We start from the raw sequence: 17993 nt of genomic DNA, 5'->3' as shown, positions 1-17993 counted from the left end.
TTCGCAAGCCATTGGATCCGCGGGATCCGCGTCTCAGTCAAAACTGGGAATAATGTTGGCCTTGTCGATCATATCGATCGGCAACAGGAACTCATGGTCTTCAACCTGCACCACGACGTCCTGCTCTTCTACACCGCGCAGAAGGCCCTGAAAGTTGCGCCGGCCTTCAAAAGGCGAGCGCAGCTTGATCTTCACTTGTTCACCGGCAAATTTTGCAAACTGCTCAAGAGTGAACAGTGGGCGTTCCATGCCAGGCGAGGAAACTTCAAGGGTGTATTCAACGGCGATAGGATCTTCAACATCCAGCACACCGCTGATCTGGCGACTGACGATGGCACAATCGTCCACCAGTACGCCGCCTTCTTTATCGATATAAACGCGCAACATTGAGTGGCGACCTTGAGCCGAAAACTCAATACCCCAGCATTCATAGCCTAGGGCCACGACCACCGGGGCCAGCAAGGCCTGCAACTCTTCTAGCTTGCTCGACACCTGAACCCCCTCGTGCATGTATGTGCATGCTGTGCAAAATAAAAAAATGGGCGAAACGCCCATCCTTGAAAACGCCGTCGAACAGCGGCGTTGAAAGTGTCCAGCTAACAAAAAGCCCCTGAAAAGGGGCTCCTTAAACTGGTTGCGGGGGCCGGATTTGAACCGACGACCTTCGGGTTATGAGCCCGACGAGCTACCAGACTGCTCCACCCCGCGACAAAGCTGGGGCGGAAGTATACGACCGATCCCTGACAGGGTCAATGTAACCTTCCACCTACAAGAAAGCCCGCAACAGCGGGCTCTCTTGATAATTGGTACCGAGAAGGGGACTCGAACCCCTACACCCTATGGGCACAACCACCTCAAGGTTGCGTGTCTACCAATTCCACCACCTCGGCAATACTACGTTTGAAACTCTTCTTACTTCTGCTCTTGAGCTGGAGGCACGTCAGTCGCTGGAGTAGCCGACTTTTGCTCTTGAAGCACCGGGACATCATCAGAAGCCGGTTGTTGCTTAGGAACTTCCAACACTGCTGGATTTGGCAAACCTACTTGAGTCAGCTGATGAGCCTTCTCTTTAGCAAAGTAACCTAACCCCAAGCTGGTTATGAAGAAACCGGCGGCAAGTATAGCAGTAAACTTACTAAGAAAGGTAGAGGAACCTTGGCTTCCGAACACAGTATTTGAAGCACCTGCTCCGAAAGATGCGCCAGCGTCCGCACCCTTACCCTGCTGCAGCAATACCAGAGCAACTACGCCCAATGCACCCAGCAGATGAAAAACGACTACGACTGTTTCCAGCATTTTTTCAGTTTCCCGCGGCGCGACAAATCGCACCGAACTCATCTGCATTCAGGGAAGCTCCACCAATGAGCCCCCCATCGATATCCGGCATGCCGAACAGTTCGACCGCATTGGCCGCCTTCACGCTGCCGCCGTATAGAAGCCGCACACCTTGTGCGACTTCAGAATTCTCTGCCGCCAACTGCGCGCGAATGGCTGCGTGCACATCCTGCGCTTGTTGCGGCGAAGCAGTCAGCCCGGTACCAATAGCCCAGACCGGCTCGTAAGCGATTACTGCCTTTGCAAAAGCACCGACACCCAGCTCCTCGATGATGCTACCCAGCTGACGCCCGACAACCTCAAGAGTTTTCCCGGCTTCGCGCTGCTCGAGGGTTTCCCCTACACACAACACCGGAATCAAGCCACATGCCTGCGCTGCCGCGAACTTGCGATTCAGCGTTCCGTCAAGCTCGCCCATTATCTGGCGGCGCTCGGAGTGCCCGACAAGCACCAGGGAACAACCTGCATCCACTAACTGACTCGGCGAAATCTCACCCGTCAACGCACCCTGCCCGGATTCAATCGCTGAGTTCTGCGCGCCGACCGAGATCGACTTACCTTGCAAGCCATCAATCACTTGACTGACATACAAGCTAGGCGGGAACACCGCGACATCAACACCGCTCGGCAAGGCCAGATGACGAAGGCCGTTGATCAGCTCAGCGACGCTGGCGCGGGTACCGTGCATCTTCCAGTTACCAGCTACCATAGGGCGACGCATGCTGTACCTCGTCGGTCAAAGTGGGCGCAGATGTTACCCAACACAATCATGGCTGGCAAGCCGAAATCAGGCAGAAACTTCAGTTACCAGTTTTGCCAGCTCTTCGGCGTAACCGCGAACCTGAATTTCGTCCTCACCTTCGACCATCACGCGCACCAGCGGCTCTGTCCCGGACTTGCGCAACAGCACGCGCCCACGACCCGCCATCGCTTGAGTGACACGATCACTGGCCTCCTTGACTGTCGGATGTTCGAGCGGGCTCGCACCGCCGCCAAACCGCACATTGATCAGCACCTGAGGGCACTTGCGCAGCGCCTGGCGGGACTGAGCCAGGCCTTCTACGCGCCTCTTCAACGCCATCAGCACCTGCAACGCGGCAATGATCGCATCACCGGTGGTGGTATGACTGAAGCAGACAATATGCCCCGAGTTTTCCCCACCCACCTGCCAATCGCGCTCCAGCAACTCGGAAATGACGTAACGGTCGCCAACGTTGGCGCGCACAAAAGGAATCGCCAGATCCGCCAGGGCCAACTCCAACCCCAGATTACTCATCAGCGTACCGACCACACCGCCTTGCAACTTGCCGCGCTCATGCAGATCGCGAGCAATGATGAACAGCAACTCGTCGCCGTCGACGACAGCACCAGTGTGATCAACCATCTGGACCCGGTCACCGTCACCGTCAAAGGCGATACCCAAATCGGCGTGCTCGGCCAATACGGCAGCTTGCAACGGCTCCATATGGGTTGAACCGCAATTTTCATTGATGTTCAGGCCATTAGGATTAGCAGAAAGCACAACAACGTCGGCCCCCAGCTCACGGAACACACTAGGCGCCACCTTATAGGTCGCGCCGTGAGCACAATCGAGCACGATCTTCAGGCCGGCAAAACTGGTGCCGGTCGGGACGCTGCTCTTGCAGAATTCGATATAACGGCCCGAAGCATCGTTGATTCGCGACACCTTGCCGATCTTGCTCGACTCAACCACAGTCATCGGGGTGTCGAGCAGCTCTTCGATCATCAGTTCGACTTCATCCGGGAGCTTGGTACCCTTTCCAGAGAAAAACTTGATGCCGTTGTCGTCATGAGGGTTGTGCGAAGCGCTGATCACGATGCCAGCTTCGGCATGAAAGGTTCGCGTCAGATAGGCGATAGCTGGCGTCGGCATCGGCCCCAACAGCATTACATCAGCACCTGCCGAGGTCAGCCCGGCCTCAAGTGCCGACTCGAACATGTAACCGGATATCCGGGTGTCCTTGCCCACGAGCACCTTGCAGGCACCCATGCTGCGAAATGCCATGCCTGCAGCCCAGCCAAGCTTGAGCATGAAATCAGGAGTAATCGGGTATTCACCGACCCGACCACGAATGCCGTCGGTGCCAAAATATTTCTTACTCATAAGTACTCCATCATTCTTATTCGGCTGATTCTACGGCAGCGATCATCCGCACCACATCGACTGTTTCGGCCACATCATGGACGCGCAATATACGCGCGCCCTTGACCAAAGCTAGCGCCGCGAGCGCCAGGCCGCCATGCAGGCGCTCTCCCACCGGCCGATTCAAGGCCTGCCCGATCATGCTCTTTCGTGAAACCCCGACCAACAGGGGCCGCCCCAAGGCATGCAGGGCCTCCATATGCTTAAACAAGCTCAGGTTGTGCTGCAAAGTTTTCGCAAAGCCGAAGCCCGGATCGAGGATGATCCGCTCAGGGGGAATACCCACCGATGCACACTGGACCATGCGTTCAGCGAGAAACTCACCGACCTCTTTCGTAACATCCCGGTACTGCGGATTGTCCTGCATGTCGCCCGGCTCGCCGAGCATATGCATCAGGCACACCGGTAAGCCGGTTGCTGCTGCTGCATCCAGGGCACCGTCTCGACGCAACGAGCGCACGTCATTGATCAATCCCGCCCCCAGCCTTGCGGTTTCACGCATGACCGCCGGCGTGGAGGTATCGACCGAAATAATCACATCGAGTTCACGATGAATACGCTCGACGATGGGCGCTACGCGCTCCAGCTCTTCAAGTGGTGAAACCGTCCTGGCACCGGGCCTGGTCGATTCGCCACCGACGTCGATCAGCGTCGCGCCAGCCACAACCATCGCTTCGGCGTGGCGCAAGGCCGCATCCAGCTGACTGTATCGGCCGCCATCGGAAAAGGAATCGGGGGTGACATTGAGAATACCCATGACATGCGTCTGGGCTAAATCAAGAACCCGGCTGCCGCAAGGCAACCGGGTCGAGGACTGAACAGAAGTCATTTCAAACCTTATACGTCAGCAGCCGGGCCACCGATTGGTGTTTCCGGACGCCCATCCTGCACCGCCGGAGGCGTGCCGGAAGCATCGTTACCGCCAGACCAGTCGCGAGGTTCGCGCGGTGTACGACCTGCCATGATGTCATCGATCTGATCGGCATCGATCGTCTCGTACTTCATCAAGGCATCCGCCATGGCGTCAAGCTTGTCACGGTTATCCGTAAGGATCTGCTTTGCCGTGCCATAGCACTGATCAATGATGCTGCGCACTTCGGAGTCGATCAGCTTGGCCGTCTCGCCGGAGAAACTGGCATGCTGACCACCGCCGCCGCGACCGAGGAACACTTCGCCCTCTTCTTCGGCATACATCAACGGACCGAGTTTTTCCGACAAGCCCCACTTGGTCACCATGTTCCGTGCAATCTGGCTGGCACGCATGATGTCGTTGGACGCGCCGGTGGTGACGCCATCGAAGCCCAAGGTCATCTCTTCAGCGATACGACCGCCGTACAGCGAGCAGATCTGGCTGATCAGCGCACGCTTGGACAGGCTGTAGCGATCTTCTTCCGGCAGGAACATGGTCACGCCGAGCGCGCGACCGCGCGGGATGATCGACACCTTGTAGACCGGGTCATGCTCAGGCACGACGCGGCCGACGATAGCGTGGCCTGCTTCGTGATAAGCAGTGTTCTGCTTCTCTTTCTCGGACATGACCATGGATTTGCGCTCGGCGCCCATCATGATCTTGTCTTTGGCCAGTTCGAACTCTTTCATCTCGACGATGCGCTTGCCGGCACGGGCAGCGAACAACGAAGCTTCGTTTACCAGGTTAGCCAAGTCAGCACCGGAGAAACCAGGAGTACCACGAGCGATTACAGCCGGAGCGACGTCGTCACCCATCGGCACTTTGCGCATGTGGACTTTGAGAATCTGCTCGCGACCACGGATGTCCGGCAGACCAACCACGACCTGACGGTCGAAGCGGCCCGGACGCAGCAAAGCAGGGTCCAGTACGTCCGGACGGTTGGTCGCGGCGATGACGATGATGCCGTCATTCATTTCGAAGCCGTCCATCTCTACCAGCAACTGGTTGAGAGTCTGCTCGCGCTCATCGTGACCGCCGCCCATGCCGGCGCCACGGTGGCGACCAACGGCGTCGATTTCATCGATGAAGATGATGCATGGCGCGTGCTTCTTCGCCTGCTCGAACATGTCACGAACACGGCTGGCACCGACACCGACGAACATTTCGACGAAGTCGGAACCGGAAATAGTAAAGAACGGTACTTTGGCTTCGCCGGCAATCGCCTTGGCCAGCAAGGTTTTACCGGTACCCGGAGGCCCCACCATCAGCACACCGCGAGGAATGCGACCGCCCAAGCGCTGGAACTTGCCTGGATCACGCAGGAATTCGACCAGTTCGCCGACTTCTTCCTTGGCTTCGTCACAACCTGCAACGTCAGCCAGGGTGGTTTTCACCTGATCTTCGGAGAGCAGGCGCGCCTTGCTCTTGCCGAAGCTCATCGGCCCACCCTTGCCACCGGCACCGCCCTGCATCTGCCGCATGAAGAACATGAAGACGGCGATGATCACCAGGATCGGGAAGCTTGCGACCAGGAGTTGAGTCCAGATGCTTTGCTGCTCAGGCTGTTTGCCTTCGACCACAACGTGGTTATCCACGAGGTCGCCGATCAGACCGTTATCCTGGATCGCAGGACGAATGGTCTTGAAGCTGTCGCCATCGTTGCGCTTGCCGGTAATCACGTAGCCATCAACCGCTACGCGCTCGACCTTGCCATCCTTGACCTGCTGGATGAAGTCGGAATAGTTGAGGGTCTGCGGCTCGTTAGGGCTGGAGAAGTTGTTCATCACCGTCACCAGGACAGCCGCGATGATCAACCACAGGATCAGATTCTTTGCCATATCGTTCAATTAACTACCCTCTGAAGCAAGCTCCGCTAATGGCGCGCGCTTCGCATGATATTCACCGGCCTAACTTACTACATTACCTACGGCTCTGGCAGGCGCCGTCTGTAACCCTTTGTGAAACACTTTCTACACAATATTCGCTAATGCTCACGGGGCGAAATACGAAAATCCTATCGACCCGCAAAAAAACCTCGATTTACTCACTACGGCCGCGGTAGCCCCAAGCCAGCATGTATTGCTCGCGGGAACTGCCACGGGAAGAGTCCGGCTTGATCATCTGGACCTTGTCGAATTTCTGACGAGCGTCCTTCACGTAAGCATCAAACCCTTCGCCCTGAAACACCTTGATCACGAAATTACCACCCGGCTTGAGTATCCGAGCCGCCAGATCAAGAGCCAGCTCACATAGAAACATGGCTTTTGGCATGTCCACCTCAGGCGTACCACTCATATTGGGGGCCATATCGGAAATCACAAGGTCCACCTGCGAATTACCCACGGCTTCAAGGATCTGAGCGAGCACTTCGTCCTGGGTGAAGTCACCCTGGATGAAAGTCACGTCCGGAATGCTGTCCATTTCCAGGATGTCCGAGGCGATCAGACGCCCCTGACCACCGATCAGCCGACTAGTGACCTGCGACCAGCCGCCGGGCGCTGCACCCAGGTCGACAACGCTCATGCCCGGACGGATCAGCTTGTATTTCTCCTGGACCTCCAGAAGCTTGTAACTCGCACGCGAGCGGTAACCATCCTTCTGCGCCTGCTTCACATATGGATCATTGACATGTCTTTTCAGCCAACCAAGGCTTGTCTTGGAACGCGCCATTGGGCACCTCGATGATAAGGGTCGTGATTAATTGGGCGGATCCACGAACCCTCGGGTAAAATGGCCGCCATTTTACAGAATCCAGACTAAAGGGTCAGATTATGCCGCTCACTCAAGAGCAGAAGAAACAGTACAAATCCATTGGCCACCATCTGAAACCAGTTTTGATTGTGGCTGACAACGGCTTGACTGAAGGTGTGTTAGCCGAACTTGAACGCGCTCTGGCGGATCACGAGCTGATCAAAATCAAGCTCAACATCCTCGATCGCGAATCGCGCCTGGCGGCCATTGCAGAACTCTGCAAGGCCGGCAAAGCGGATCTGGTTCAGGTCATCGGCAAGATGGCACTGATTTACCGCAAGAACTTCAGCGTCAACAAGCAGCTGTCGAACGTCCATCGCTTCAAGTGATGGCAAGGGTCAAGGGTGTGCTTCGCGCACCCTGACACTCCACCCAGGCACCGGCTGCATCACCAGCACCAGCCCGGAAAAGCCCAGGACAAGATAGCTGAACAACTGCCAATGCAGCGCCTGAGGCCAACCGAAGCGCACTGCGAAATACATCGCGCACCCATACAGCGCCATCAGCAGCAGTTGCCCGCGAATATCCCGCCATAGACTGGCAAGGCCCTCGGCCTGTACCAGCACCAAAGCCTGAAAAATCACACTCGCCGTGGCGAATCCCACCATCAGCGTATTCAGCGCGCCTGCAATTTCGTCGATCAGCAGCGGCGCCAGGCCGATTTGCCCCAGCACCGGCAGCAGACCGATGTGCAACAACCACACGCCGCCAACCCACAACATTTGGGCTAGCTGCCAAAGCATGGCGCCCGCACGTAGCGGGCGCCTTCTTTCAGATGTGGCGAACTTCGACAATCTCATACTCGATAACGCCACCCGGCGTTTTCACGGCGACCACGTCACCCTCTTCCTTGGCAATCAAGGCGCGGGCCAGTGGCGAACCCACCGAAATCTTGCCGAGTTTGAAGTCAGCCTCATCCTCACCCACGATGTGGTAAGTGACGCTTTCATCAGTCTCGACGTTGGCGATTTCAACGGTGGTGCCGAAAATCACTTTGCCGGTATGAGGAATAGTCGTGACATCGATGATCACCGCGTTCTGCATGCGGCCTTCGATGTCGCGGATCCGCGCCTCGACCATACCCTGCTGCTCGCGAGCAGCGTGGTATTCGGCGTTTTCTTTCAAGTCACCCAACTCGCGGGCCGTACCGATGTCCTGGCTGAGCTTCGGACGGACGACTTTGGTCAGGTGAGCGTGCTCTTCTTCCAGGGCTTTCGCGCCCTGAACGGTCATTGGGTACTTGGTTATGCTCATGCCTTCAATCCTGCGTGTAGATCCTGCAAGCGGCGCACGGTCTTCTCAGGACCGAACTTCAGCGCTTCACAGATAGCTTCGCCAGCAGCAATGGTAGTGGTGCAGTAGATCTTGTGCTGCAAGGCATTACGACGAATGGAGTAGGAATCGGCGATCGACTGGCGACCTTCGGTGGTGTTGATGATCAGGGTGACTTCGTCATTCTTGATCATGTCGACCACGTGCGGACGACCCTCGGTCACCTTGTTCACACGACGCACTTTCAGGCCTGCGGCTTCGATCAGCTTGGCAGTACCGGCAGTGGCGACCACTTCGAAGCCCAAGTTGATCAGATCACGGGCCACGCCTGCAACCAGTGGCTTGTCATCGTCACGCACGCTGATGAACGCGGTGCCGCCGGTCGGCAGCACTTCACTGGCGCCCATCTGGGCTTTGGCAAAGGCTTCGCCGAAGGTATCGCCCACACCCATCACTTCACCGGTGGACTTCATTTCCGGGCCCAGGATCGGGTCCACACCAGGGAATTTGGCGAACGGGAACACCGCCTCTTTCACGCTGTAGAAGTTCGGAATGATTTCCTTGGTGAAGCCGATTTCCTTCAGGGTTTTACCGGCCATGACGCGTGCCGCGATCATCGCCAGGGAAACACCGATGCACTTGGAGACGAACGGCACAGTACGGGAAGCGCGCGGGTTGACTTCGATGACGTAGATGTCTTCGCCTTGCAGCGCCAACTGAACGTTCATCAGGCCGACCACACCCAGTTCCAGGGCCATTTTCTTGACCTGTTCGCGCATCTCGTCCTGGATATGTGCAGGCAGTGAGTACGGCGGCAGGGAGCATGCGGAGTCACCGGAGTGAACGCCGGCCTGCTCGATGTGCTGCATGATCGCGCCGATCACCACGTCAGTGCCGTCGCAGACCGCATCCACGTCCATTTCGATGGCGCAGTTGAGGAAGTGGTCCAGCAGCACCGGGCTGTCATTGGATACTTGAACCGCTTCACGCAGGTAGCGCTTGAGTTCTTCTTCTTCGTAAACGATTTCCATCGCACGGCCGCCCAGTACGTAGGACGGACGAACCACCAGCGGGTAACCGATCTTGGCCGCGGCACGAATCGCTTCGTCTTCGCTGCGCACGGTGGCGTTTGGCGGCTGACGCAGGTTCAGACGCTCAACCATCTGCTGGAAGCGCTCACGGTCTTCGGCACGGTCGATGGCATCAGGACTGGTGCCGATGATCGGCACGCCGGCCTCTTCCAGGGCACGCGCCAGTTTCAGCGGAGTCTGGCCGCCGTACTGGACGATCACGCCTTTAGGCTTCTCGACACGGACGATTTCCAGTACGTCTTCCAGGGTCACTGGCTCGAAGTACAGGCGGTCGGAAGTGTCGTAGTCGGTGGAAACGGTTTCCGGGTTGCAGTTGACCATGATGGTCTCGTAACCGTCATCGCGCAGGGCCAGTGCCGCGTGTACGCAGCAGTAGTCGAACTCGATACCCTGGCCGATACGGTTAGGACCGCCGCCGAGGATCATGATCTTGTCGCGGCCCGACGGCGCGGCTTCGCACTCTTCCTCGTATGTCGAGTAGAGGTAGGCGGTGTCGGTGGCGAACTCGGCCGCGCAGGTATCAACGCGCTTGTAGACCGGGAACACTTCGAGCTTGTGACGATGACGACGCAGGCTCTTCTCGGTCACGCCCAGCAACTTGGCCAGACGCATGTCGGAGAAGCCCTTGCGCTTGAGACGGAACATCGTGTCGCGGTCGATGCTGGCCAGACCCAGGGTCTTGACCTTCTCTTCGTCCTTGATCAGATCTTCGATCTGTACCAGGAACCACGGGTCGATCATGTTCATGCCGAAGATGTCTTCGACCGACAGGCCGGCGCGGAAGGCGTCAGCCACGTACCAGATACGCTCGGCACCCGGCACGGTCAGTTCGCGCTTGAGGATACTCATGCTTTCCGGGTTGCTCAGGTCGAGCTTCTCGTCCAGGCCGCAAACGCCTACTTCCAGACCGCGCAGGGCTTTCTGCAGGGATTCCTGGAAGGTCCGGCCGATGGCCATGACTTCACCGACCGACTTCATTTGAGTGGTCAGGCGTGCATCGGCTTTCGGGAACTTCTCGAAGGCGAAGCGTGGCAGCTTGGTGACGACGTAATCGATGGACGGTTCGAAGGACGCCGGGGTCTTGCCGCCGGTGATGTCGTTCGACAACTCGTCGAGGGTGTAACCGACGGCCAGTTTTGCCGCGACCTTGGCGATCGGAAAACCGGTGGCTTTCGACGCCAGGGCCGAGGAACGGGATACCCGCGGGTTCATCTCGATGACCACCATGCGACCAGTGTTCGGGCAGATGCCGAACTGGACGTTGGAGCCGCCGGTTTCCACGCCGATCTCACGCAGCACTGCCAGGGAGGCATTACGCAGGATCTGGTATTCCTTGTCGGTCAGGGTCTGTGCTGGGGCAACAGTGATCGAGTCACCGGTGTGCACGCCCATCGGGTCGAAGTTTTCAATGGAGCAGACGATGATGCAGTTGTCCTTCTTATCGCGGACAACCTCCATCTCATATTCTTTCCAGCCGATCAGCGATTCGTCGATCAACAACTCTTTGGTCGGCGACAGGTCCAGACCGCGAGCGCAGATTTCTTCGAACTCTTCACGGTTGTAAGCGATACCGCCACCGGTGCCGCCCATGGTGAAGGACGGACGGATGATGCACGGGAAACCCAGACGATCGAGAACCGCGTTGGCCTCTTCCATGCTGTGGGCAATACCCGAACGCGGGCAGTCCAGACCGATGGATTTCATTGCCTTGTCGAAGCGCGAACGGTCTTCGGCCTTGTCGATGGTGTCAGCGTTGGCGCCAATCATCTCTACGCCGAACTTCTCCAGAACGCCTTCGCGCTCCAGGTCCAGGGCGCAGTTCAGAGCAGTCTGGCCACCCATGGTCGGCAGCAGCGCGTCCGGACGCTCTTTCTCGATGATCTTGGCAACGGTCTGCCACTTGATCGGCTCGATGTAGGTGGCGTCGGCCATGGCCGGGTCGGTCATGATGGTCGCCGGGTTGGAGTTCACCAGGATGACGCGGTAACCCTCCTCGCGCAGGGCTTTACAGGCCTGGGCGCCGGAGTAGTCGAATTCGCAGGCCTGGCCGATCACGATCGGGCCAGCGCCGAGAATCAGGATGCTTTTAATGTCTGTACGTTTTGGCATGGGTTGTCACTCAAATCCGCAGGTCAGTCGGCAAGCCGTCTTGTTCAATCTCTGAAGCCTTGAGGGGGCCGCCGGTTTCGGGACCGCCCTCAGGCTTCGCTACATCAGGGCGAGCGATTAGCGTCGCTTGGCCATTTCGTTGATGAAGCGATCAAACAGTGGCGCTACGTCGTTCGGGCCAGGGCTGGCTTCAGGGTGACCCTGGAAGCTGAAGGCGCTCTTGTCGGTACGCTCGATGCCTTGCAGGGTGCCGTCGAACAGCGATTTGTGGGTCGCCCGGACGTTGGCTGGCAAGGTCGCTTCGTCTACCGCAAAACCGTGGTTCTGGCTGGTGATCATTACCACACCGGTATCCAGATCCTGGACCGGGTGGTTGGCACCGTGGTGGCCATGACCCATTTTCAGGGTCTTGGCGCCGGAAGCCAAAGCCAGCAGCTGGTGGCCGAGGCAGATACCGAATACCGGAATCTCGGTTTCCAGCACGTCTTTGATTGCCTGGATCGCGTAGTCGCATGGCTCCGGATCACCAGGGCCGTTGGACAGGAACACGCCGTCCGGCTTCAGTGCCAGCGCTTCGGCGGCCGGAGTCTGTGCAGGCACCACGGTCACGCGGCAACCGCGCTCGACCAGCATGCGCAGGATGTTCAGCTTGACGCCGTAGTCGTAGGCCACCACGTGGTACGGCAACTCGGAGGCTTCGATGGTTGCGTGGCTGTCGGTTTTCAGATCCCAGACAGTCGAGCGCCATTCGTACTTCTCTTTGGTGCTGACGACTTTTGCCAGGTCCATGCCTTTGAGGCCAGGGAAGCCCTGAGCGGCGGCGATGGCGGCTTCTTCGGAGATGTTGTCACCAGCCATGATGCAGCCGTTTTGTGCGCCTTTCTCACGCAGGATGCGTGTCAGGCGGCGAGTGTCGATACCGGCGATTGCCACCACATTGTTGGCTTTCAGGTAATCGGACAGTGACATCGTGTTGCGCCAGTTGCTCGCAACCAGTGGCAGGTCACGGATGACCAGGCCAGCGGACCAGACGCGATCGGACTCGGCGTCTTCCGGCGTGGTGCCGGTGTTGCCGATGTGCGGGTAAGTCAGGGTAACGATCTGTTGGGCGTAGGAAGGATCGGTAAGGATTTCCTGATAGCCGGTCATTGCGGTGTTGAACACCACCTCACCAACGGTTTGACCGTCGGCTCCAATGGCTTCGCCGCGAAAAATGCTGCCATCAGCAAGGGCGAGTATGGCTGGCTTAGTCAAGAAGACCTCCCGTAAATAAAGCCTGAAAGGGCGATCGCAGGTTGTAAAAAAGCGGAGTGACGTATGGACACGTCACCCCGCTTCTTCACTGAATTATTCTGCGCGCTTTTAGTGGACACACTAAAGCTGTAGCTTACAGAAAAAGGCATTTTTGGTCTACCGCCAATGAGCCTTAAAGACCGAGGAATGCGACAGGACGTCGCTTGGCGGTTTAAAACCGGGCTTCAAAGCTATGTTTGAACCCGGTTTCGGCTGCATCTTAACGCAGATCGAGCACATCTTGCATGTCGTAGAGGCCTGGCTCGCGACCGTCCAGCCACAAAGCTGCACGTACCGCGCCCTTGGCGAAGGTCATGCGACTGGATGCCTTGTGCGTGATTTCCAGTCGTTCGCCTTCACAGGCGAACAGCACCGTATGATCACCGACCACATCACCACCGCGAACAGTGGCGAAGCCGATCGTTTCTCGCTCGCGCGCACCGGTGTGCCCCTCACGACCATAGACCGCGACCTTCTGCAGATCACGATCCAGCGCACTGGCGATCACTTCACCCATGCGCAGGGCCGTACCTGAAGGCGCATCGATCTTGTGCCGATGGTGAGCTTCGATGATTTCGATATCAGCATCATCACCCAGCACACGAGCCGCCATATCGAGCAGCTTCAGCGACAGGTTTACACCGACACTGAAATTGGCCGCGAACACAATCGCAATGTCTTTGCTCGCCTCGACCAGCAACTGCTTCTGCGCGGCGTCCAATCCCGTGGTGCCGATCACCATGGCCTTGCCCGCCTCGCGACAGAATGCCAGGTTTTTCAGCATGACTTCAGGAAGCGTGAAGTCGATCAACACATCGAACTCATCAGCCACCGCATCCAGCTTACCGGACAGCGGCACACCGATTCGCCCCAGCGATGCCAGCTCACCGGCATCCACGCCAATCAACGTGCTGCCAGGACGCACAATGGCTGCCGTCAACCCCGTCAGCGGCGCGCGTTGCTGCACCGCCTCGACCAGAATCTTGCCCATGCGGCCGGCGGCCCCCATCACAGCAATACGTCGCATGCCCGTCTCCTTACAAATCGCCGAAGAAGCGCTTCACGCCTTCGAACCAACCAGTGGTTTTCGGAGAATGGCTGTTGTCGTCCGCCAGCGAGCCGCGGAACTCTTCCAGCAATTCGCGCTGACGACGACCCAGGTTGACCGGGGTTTCGACCGCCACGCGGCACATCAGGTCGCCAGCACCACCGCCGCGAACCGGCGCAACGCCTTTGCCGCGAACACGGAACTGCTTGCCGGTCTGAGTTCCCTCAGGGATTTTCAGTTTGACCCGACCATCAAGGGTCGGAATTTCCAGCTCGCCACCCAGCGCTGCGTCGACAAAGCTGATCGGCACCTCGCAGAACAGGTGCTTGCCGTCACGCTGGAAGATCGCGTGCTCGCGCACATTGATCACTACATACAGGTCACCGGTCGGACCACCCTGCGCACCCGCCTCGCCTTCACCAGACAGACGAATACGGTCACCGGTATCGACACCGGCCGGCACTTTCACCGACAGAGTCTTGTACTCTTCGACACGGCCTTCGCCGCGGCAGGAATCGCATGGGTCGGAGATGATCTTGCCCTGGCCATGGCAGCGCGGGCAGGTTTGCTGCACCGAGAAGAAGCCCTGCTGCATGCGCACCTGACCGATACCGCCACAGGTCGGACAAGTGATCGGCGAAGAGCCTTTCTTGGCACCCGAGCCGTCGCACGGCTTGCAGTTGACCAGCGTCGGAACGCGGATATTGACGGTCGTGCCGCGCACCGCCTCTTCCAGGTTCAGCTCCAGGGTGTAACGCAGATCGCTGCCGCGCTGGGCACCACCACGGGCACCGCCGCGACCACCACCGAAGAAGTCGCTGAAGACATCGCCAAAGATGTCGGAGAAGTTCTGACCGCCAAATCCGGCACCGCCGCCACCCATGCTCGGGTCGACACCTGCATGACCGTATTGGTCATAGGCTGCGCGCTTGCTGGAATCGGACAGCACTTCATAGGCCTCGTTGGCCTCTTTGAACATATCTTCCGACGCTTTGTCATCGGGATTACGGTCCGGGTGGTGCTTCATCGCCAGGCGACGGTAGGCCTTTTTCAGGTCCGATTCGCTTGAACCACGCTCAACACCCAATACTTCGTAATAGTCACGCTTTGCCATAAGTCTTTGCACTCTTAAGGACGTCCGGCAAACCTCTCCTGAGCCTCGCCAAACTCGTTGAGCCCCAATACAGGCCCGGACCCAACTCACGTCAATTCAACGATCCTGGTCTTTGATTCGATGCGGTACCTGTGGGCCGAAAAGCAGGAGCATTCCCGACCGTACCGCCAGCATCCGAGCGTTGTCGCATGCTGTAAAAATTCGCTTACTCCAGACACGCCAACGCGGGAGCAAGCTCCCGCGCGGCGACATCCTACCAGTCACCGCCTGAAGGCAGTCAACCGGGCGACCAACAACTTACTTGTGGTCTTTGACTTCTTCGAACTCGGCATCGACGACGTCGTCAGCTTTTTCAGCTTTTTCGTCGTGCGGTGCCGCGCCTTCAGCTGGCTGAGCCTGATCGGCGTACATTTTCTGAGCCACTGGCGCGGAGACCTTGGACAGCTCTTCAACCTTGGCTTCGATAGCCGCCTTGTCGTCGCCTTTAACGGCAGCTTCCAGGGCAACCACTGCAGCTTCGATTGCAGTCTTCTCTTCAGCGCTTACTTTATCGCCAGCATCGGCGACCATTTTGCGCGTCGAGTGAACCAAGGCATCGCCCTGATTACGGGCGCTGGCCAGCTCTTCGAACTTGCGGTCTTCTTCAGCGTTCACTTCAGCATCGCGAACCATCTGCTGAATTTCTTCCTCGGACAGACCGGAGTTGGCCTTGATCACGATCGACTGAGTCTTGCCGGTAGCCTTGTCTTTCGCGCCGACGTGCAGGATGCCGTTGGCGTCGATGTCAAAGGTCACTTCGATTTGTGGCACGCCACGTGGTGCTGGTGGAATCTCGGCCAGGTCGAACTTGCCCAGGGACTTGTTCTGTGCGGCTTGCTTGCGCTCACCTTGCAGCACGTGAATGGTCACGGCGCCCTGATTGTCGTCGGCAGTCGAGAACACTTGCGATTTCTTGGTAGGAATCGTGGTGTTTTTCTCGATCAGCGCGGTCATCACGCCGCCCATGGTTTCGATACCCAGAGTCAGCGGGCTGACGTCGAGCAGCAGAACGTCTTTTACGTCACCAGCCAATACCGCGCCCTGGATAGCGGCACCCATGGCAACAGCTTCGTCAGGGTTGACGTCTTTACGTGCTTCTTTACCGAAGAAGTCGGTCACCAGTTTCTGAACCAGTGGCATGCGGGTCTGACCGCCGACCAGGATCACGTCGTTGATCGAACCAACGTCGATACCGGCGTCTTTCATGGCGATGCGGCAAGGTTCGATGGTGCGTTGAACCAGGTCTTCAACCAGCGCTTCGAGCTTGGCGCGGGAAATTTTCACGTTCAAGTGCTTAGGACCGGTAGCGTCTGCAGTGATGTACGGCAGGTTCACGTCGGTCGACTGGCTCGAGGACAGTTCGATCTTGGCTTTCTCAGCGGCTTCTTTCAGGCGCTGCATGGCCAGCGGGTCACCCTTGAGGTTCATGCCGCTTTCTTTCTTGAATTCGTCGACGAGGTAGTCGATCAGACGAATGTCAAAGTCTTCACCGCCCAGGAAAGTGTCACCGTTAGTGGCCAACACTTCGAACTGGTGCTCGCCATCGACTTCAGCGATCTCGATCACGGAAACGTCGAAAGTACCGCCGCCCAAGTCGTAAACGATCACGGTGTGATCGCCCTTGGCCTTGTCCATACCGTAAGCCAGAGCAGCTGCGGTTGGTTCGTTGATGATACGTTTTACGTCCAGGCCCGCGATGCGGCCGGCGTCTTTGGTGGCTTGGCGCTGGCTGTCGTTGAAGTAGGCCGGAACGGTGATCACCGCTTCGGTCACTGGCTCGCCGAGGTAGTCTTCGGCGGTCTTCTTCATTTTCTTCAGAATTTCGGCCGAGATTTGTGGCGGTGCCATTTTCTGGCCGTTCACTTCAACCCAGGCGTCGCTGTTGTCAGCCTTGACGATCTTGTAAGGGACCATCTGGATGTCTTTCTGTACGACTTCTTCGTCGAAACGACGACCGATCAGACGCTTCACCGCGTACAGGGTGTTATGCGGATTGGTCACTGCCTGACGCTTGGCCGACTGGCCAACCAGGATTTCACCGTCGTTGGCATAAGCGATGATCGACGGCGTGGTACGCGCGCCTTCAGCGTTTTCAATAACTTTGGCCTTGCCGTTTTCCAGCACGGAGACGCAGGAGTTGGTAGTCCCCAGGTCGATACCGATAATTTTGCCCATGTTCACTCTCCCGAAACTTTGGATTTGGATGCCGCAGCAGTGGTGGCTGACTGCGGTAGCACTTAAACGCTTGACTTCTAAATGGGGGCCTTGCGGCTAATTTCAAGCCTGCTCGTCAATCGAAGGCGAAACCGGTGCAGGCGCCTTGCTGACCACAACCATGGCCGGGCGCAGCAGGCGACCGTGGAGCTGGTAACCCTTCTGGAACACCTTGAGTACGCTGTTTGGCTCGACGTCGGCGCTTTCCTGCATGGCCATTGCCTGATGATGCGAAGCATTGAAGGGTTCGCCTTCAGGATCGATCGCTTCCAGGTGATAGCGTTTCAGGGTGTCCTGAAACATTTTCAGGGTCAGCTCGATCCCTTCGCGCATCGGACGAATGTTTTCGTCTTCAGGGTTGGACAGCTCCAGGCCACGTTCCAGGCTGTCAATGATCGGCAGCAGGTCGCCAGCGAACTTCTCCAGCGCGAATTTGTGGGCCTTCTCAACGTCCTGCTCGGCACGACGGCGGACGTTCTGCAGATCGGCGGCTACACGCAAAGCCTGATCCTGCGCACCAGCCAATTGCTCTTCGAGCACTTGTACACGAGCCGCCAGGTCTTCACCCGAAGCCTCGGGGCCCTGGTTGGCGTCTAGATTTTGCGTATCCACTGTCTGTTCGTCAGCCATAGATTTCTCCTTCCAATATCGTC

At 57.8% G+C, this 17993-nt stretch carries 16 protein-coding genes and 2 tRNA genes; 1 reads left to right on the top strand and 17 read right to left on the bottom strand.

What is annotated here, in order from left to right; all coding sequences use genetic code 11:
* Positions 1-33: 33 nt before the first annotated feature.
* The 9 genes from rimP to rlmE form a co-directional block, all read right to left on the bottom strand.
* Positions 34-492, bottom strand: a complete 459-nt coding sequence (gene rimP / locus AACY49_RS25235) for a ribosome maturation factor RimP (protein WP_007993601.1) — start codon at positions 490-492, stop codon at positions 34-36.
* 139 nt (positions 493-631) lie between these two features.
* Positions 632-708: transfer RNA gene (locus tag AACY49_RS25230), tRNA-Met, on the bottom strand.
* 96 nt (positions 709-804) lie between these two features.
* Positions 805-890: transfer RNA gene (locus tag AACY49_RS25225), tRNA-Leu, on the bottom strand.
* 22 nt (positions 891-912) lie between these two features.
* Positions 913-1296: a preprotein translocase subunit SecG gene (gene secG / locus AACY49_RS25220; protein ID WP_017336473.1), complete on the bottom strand. Its 384-nt coding sequence runs from the start codon at positions 1294-1296 to the stop codon at positions 913-915.
* Between the two features lie 4 nt (positions 1297-1300).
* Positions 1301-2056, bottom strand: coding sequence for a triose-phosphate isomerase (gene tpiA, locus AACY49_RS25215; protein ID WP_339527090.1), 756 nt, complete (start codon positions 2054-2056; stop codon positions 1301-1303).
* Positions 2057-2122: 66 nt separating this feature from the next.
* On the bottom strand, positions 2123-3460 hold the full coding sequence (gene glmM, locus AACY49_RS25210) for a phosphoglucosamine mutase (RefSeq protein WP_258697610.1): 1338 nt from the start codon (positions 3458-3460) through the stop codon (positions 2123-2125).
* 16 nt (positions 3461-3476) lie between these two features.
* Complete coding sequence (folP, locus tag AACY49_RS25205; protein ID WP_258697611.1) at positions 3477-4328, bottom strand: dihydropteroate synthase; 852 nt, start codon at positions 4326-4328, stop codon at positions 3477-3479.
* Between the two features lie 8 nt (positions 4329-4336).
* Complete coding sequence (gene ftsH / locus AACY49_RS25200) at positions 4337-6247, bottom strand: ATP-dependent zinc metalloprotease FtsH (RefSeq protein WP_258697612.1); 1911 nt, start codon at positions 6245-6247, stop codon at positions 4337-4339.
* A 202-nt stretch (positions 6248-6449) separates the two neighbouring features.
* Complete coding sequence (gene rlmE / locus AACY49_RS25195) at positions 6450-7079, bottom strand: 23S rRNA (uridine(2552)-2'-O)-methyltransferase RlmE (RefSeq protein ID WP_007900501.1); 630 nt, start codon at positions 7077-7079, stop codon at positions 6450-6452.
* 101 nt (positions 7080-7180) lie between these two features.
* On the opposite strand from rlmE, the gene AACY49_RS25190 reads away from it, so the two are divergent.
* The gene (locus AACY49_RS25190) at positions 7181-7489 is read left to right on the top strand and encodes a YhbY family RNA-binding protein (RefSeq protein ID WP_007900503.1); all 309 of its coding nucleotides are present in this window, start codon (positions 7181-7183) and stop codon (positions 7487-7489) included.
* 9 nt (positions 7490-7498) lie between these two features.
* Here the strand turns inward: AACY49_RS25190 and AACY49_RS25185 are convergent, their stop codons facing one another.
* From AACY49_RS25185 to grpE, 8 genes are all read right to left on the bottom strand, one after another.
* On the bottom strand, positions 7499-7903 hold the full coding sequence (locus AACY49_RS25185) for an MFS transporter (protein WP_339527087.1): 405 nt from the start codon (positions 7901-7903) through the stop codon (positions 7499-7501).
* A 28-nt stretch (positions 7904-7931) separates the two neighbouring features.
* Positions 7932-8408, bottom strand: a complete 477-nt coding sequence (greA, locus tag AACY49_RS25180; RefSeq protein ID WP_033058235.1) for a transcription elongation factor GreA — start codon at positions 8406-8408, stop codon at positions 7932-7934.
* A 2-nt stretch (positions 8409-8410) separates the two neighbouring features.
* Positions 8411-11632 (bottom strand): carbamoyl-phosphate synthase large subunit, encoded by a 3222-nt coding sequence (gene carB / locus AACY49_RS25175; RefSeq protein ID WP_258697614.1) that lies wholly within the window; start codon positions 11630-11632, stop codon positions 8411-8413.
* A 117-nt stretch (positions 11633-11749) separates the two neighbouring features.
* Complete coding sequence (gene carA, locus AACY49_RS25170) at positions 11750-12886, bottom strand: glutamine-hydrolyzing carbamoyl-phosphate synthase small subunit (RefSeq protein WP_320392275.1); 1137 nt, start codon at positions 12884-12886, stop codon at positions 11750-11752.
* A 259-nt stretch (positions 12887-13145) separates the two neighbouring features.
* Positions 13146-13952, bottom strand: a complete 807-nt coding sequence (gene dapB, locus AACY49_RS25165) for a 4-hydroxy-tetrahydrodipicolinate reductase (protein ID WP_339527084.1) — start codon at positions 13950-13952, stop codon at positions 13146-13148.
* Positions 13953-13962: 10 nt separating this feature from the next.
* Positions 13963-15087: a molecular chaperone DnaJ gene (gene dnaJ / locus AACY49_RS25160; protein ID WP_258697617.1), complete on the bottom strand. Its 1125-nt coding sequence runs from the start codon at positions 15085-15087 to the stop codon at positions 13963-13965.
* A 297-nt stretch (positions 15088-15384) separates the two neighbouring features.
* On the bottom strand, positions 15385-17301 hold the full coding sequence (gene dnaK / locus AACY49_RS25155) for a molecular chaperone DnaK (RefSeq protein ID WP_258697618.1): 1917 nt from the start codon (positions 17299-17301) through the stop codon (positions 15385-15387).
* A gap of 102 nt (positions 17302-17403) precedes the next feature.
* Complete coding sequence (gene grpE, locus AACY49_RS25150) at positions 17404-17970, bottom strand: nucleotide exchange factor GrpE (RefSeq protein WP_258697619.1); 567 nt, start codon at positions 17968-17970, stop codon at positions 17404-17406.
* Positions 17971-17993: the final 23 nt, after the last annotated feature.

Source organism: Pseudomonas sp. EL_65y_Pfl2_R96 (assembly GCF_963970905.1).
Classification (GTDB): Bacteria; Pseudomonadota; Gammaproteobacteria; order Pseudomonadales; family Pseudomonadaceae; genus Aquipseudomonas.
Note: the sequence above shows the minus strand (reverse complement) of the source record. Positions and strands in the feature narration are given on the sequence as shown.

What these genes read in the sequence shown, in the direction of transcription:
- secG (WP_017336473.1), bottom strand. Translation starts at nt 1,296, where the DNA reads ATGCTGGAAACAGTCGTAGTCGTTTTTCATCTGCTGGGTGCATTGGGC.
- tpiA (WP_339527090.1), bottom strand. Translation starts at nt 2,056, where the DNA reads ATGCGTCGCCCTATGGTAGCTGGTAACTGGAAGATGCACGGTACCCGC.
- folP (WP_258697611.1), bottom strand. Translation starts at nt 4,328, where the DNA reads ATGACTTCTGTTCAGTCCTCGACCCGGTTGCCTTGCGGCAGCCGGGTT.
- ftsH (WP_258697612.1), bottom strand. Translation starts at nt 6,247, where the DNA reads ATGGCAAAGAATCTGATCCTGTGGTTGATCATCGCGGCTGTCCTGGTG.
- carB (WP_258697614.1), bottom strand. Translation starts at nt 11,632, where the DNA reads ATGCCAAAACGTACAGACATTAAAAGCATCCTGATTCTCGGCGCTGGC.
- AACY49_RS25185 (WP_339527087.1), bottom strand. Translation starts at nt 7,903, where the DNA reads ATGCTTTGGCAGCTAGCCCAAATGTTGTGGGTTGGCGGCGTGTGGTTG.
- dnaJ (WP_258697617.1), bottom strand. Translation starts at nt 15,087, where the DNA reads ATGGCAAAGCGTGACTATTACGAAGTATTGGGTGTTGAGCGTGGTTCA.
- glmM (WP_258697610.1), bottom strand. Translation starts at nt 3,460, where the DNA reads ATGAGTAAGAAATATTTTGGCACCGACGGCATTCGTGGTCGGGTCGGT.
- rlmE (WP_007900501.1), bottom strand. Translation starts at nt 7,079, where the DNA reads ATGGCGCGTTCCAAGACAAGCCTTGGTTGGCTGAAAAGACATGTCAAT.
- grpE (WP_258697619.1), bottom strand. Translation starts at nt 17,970, where the DNA reads ATGGCTGACGAACAGACAGTGGATACGCAAAATCTAGACGCCAACCAG.
- AACY49_RS25190 (WP_007900503.1), top strand. Translation starts at nt 7,181, where the DNA reads ATGCCGCTCACTCAAGAGCAGAAGAAACAGTACAAATCCATTGGCCAC.
- dnaK (WP_258697618.1), bottom strand. Translation starts at nt 17,301, where the DNA reads ATGGGCAAAATTATCGGTATCGACCTGGGGACTACCAACTCCTGCGTC.
- dapB (WP_339527084.1), bottom strand. Translation starts at nt 13,952, where the DNA reads ATGCGACGTATTGCTGTGATGGGGGCCGCCGGCCGCATGGGCAAGATT.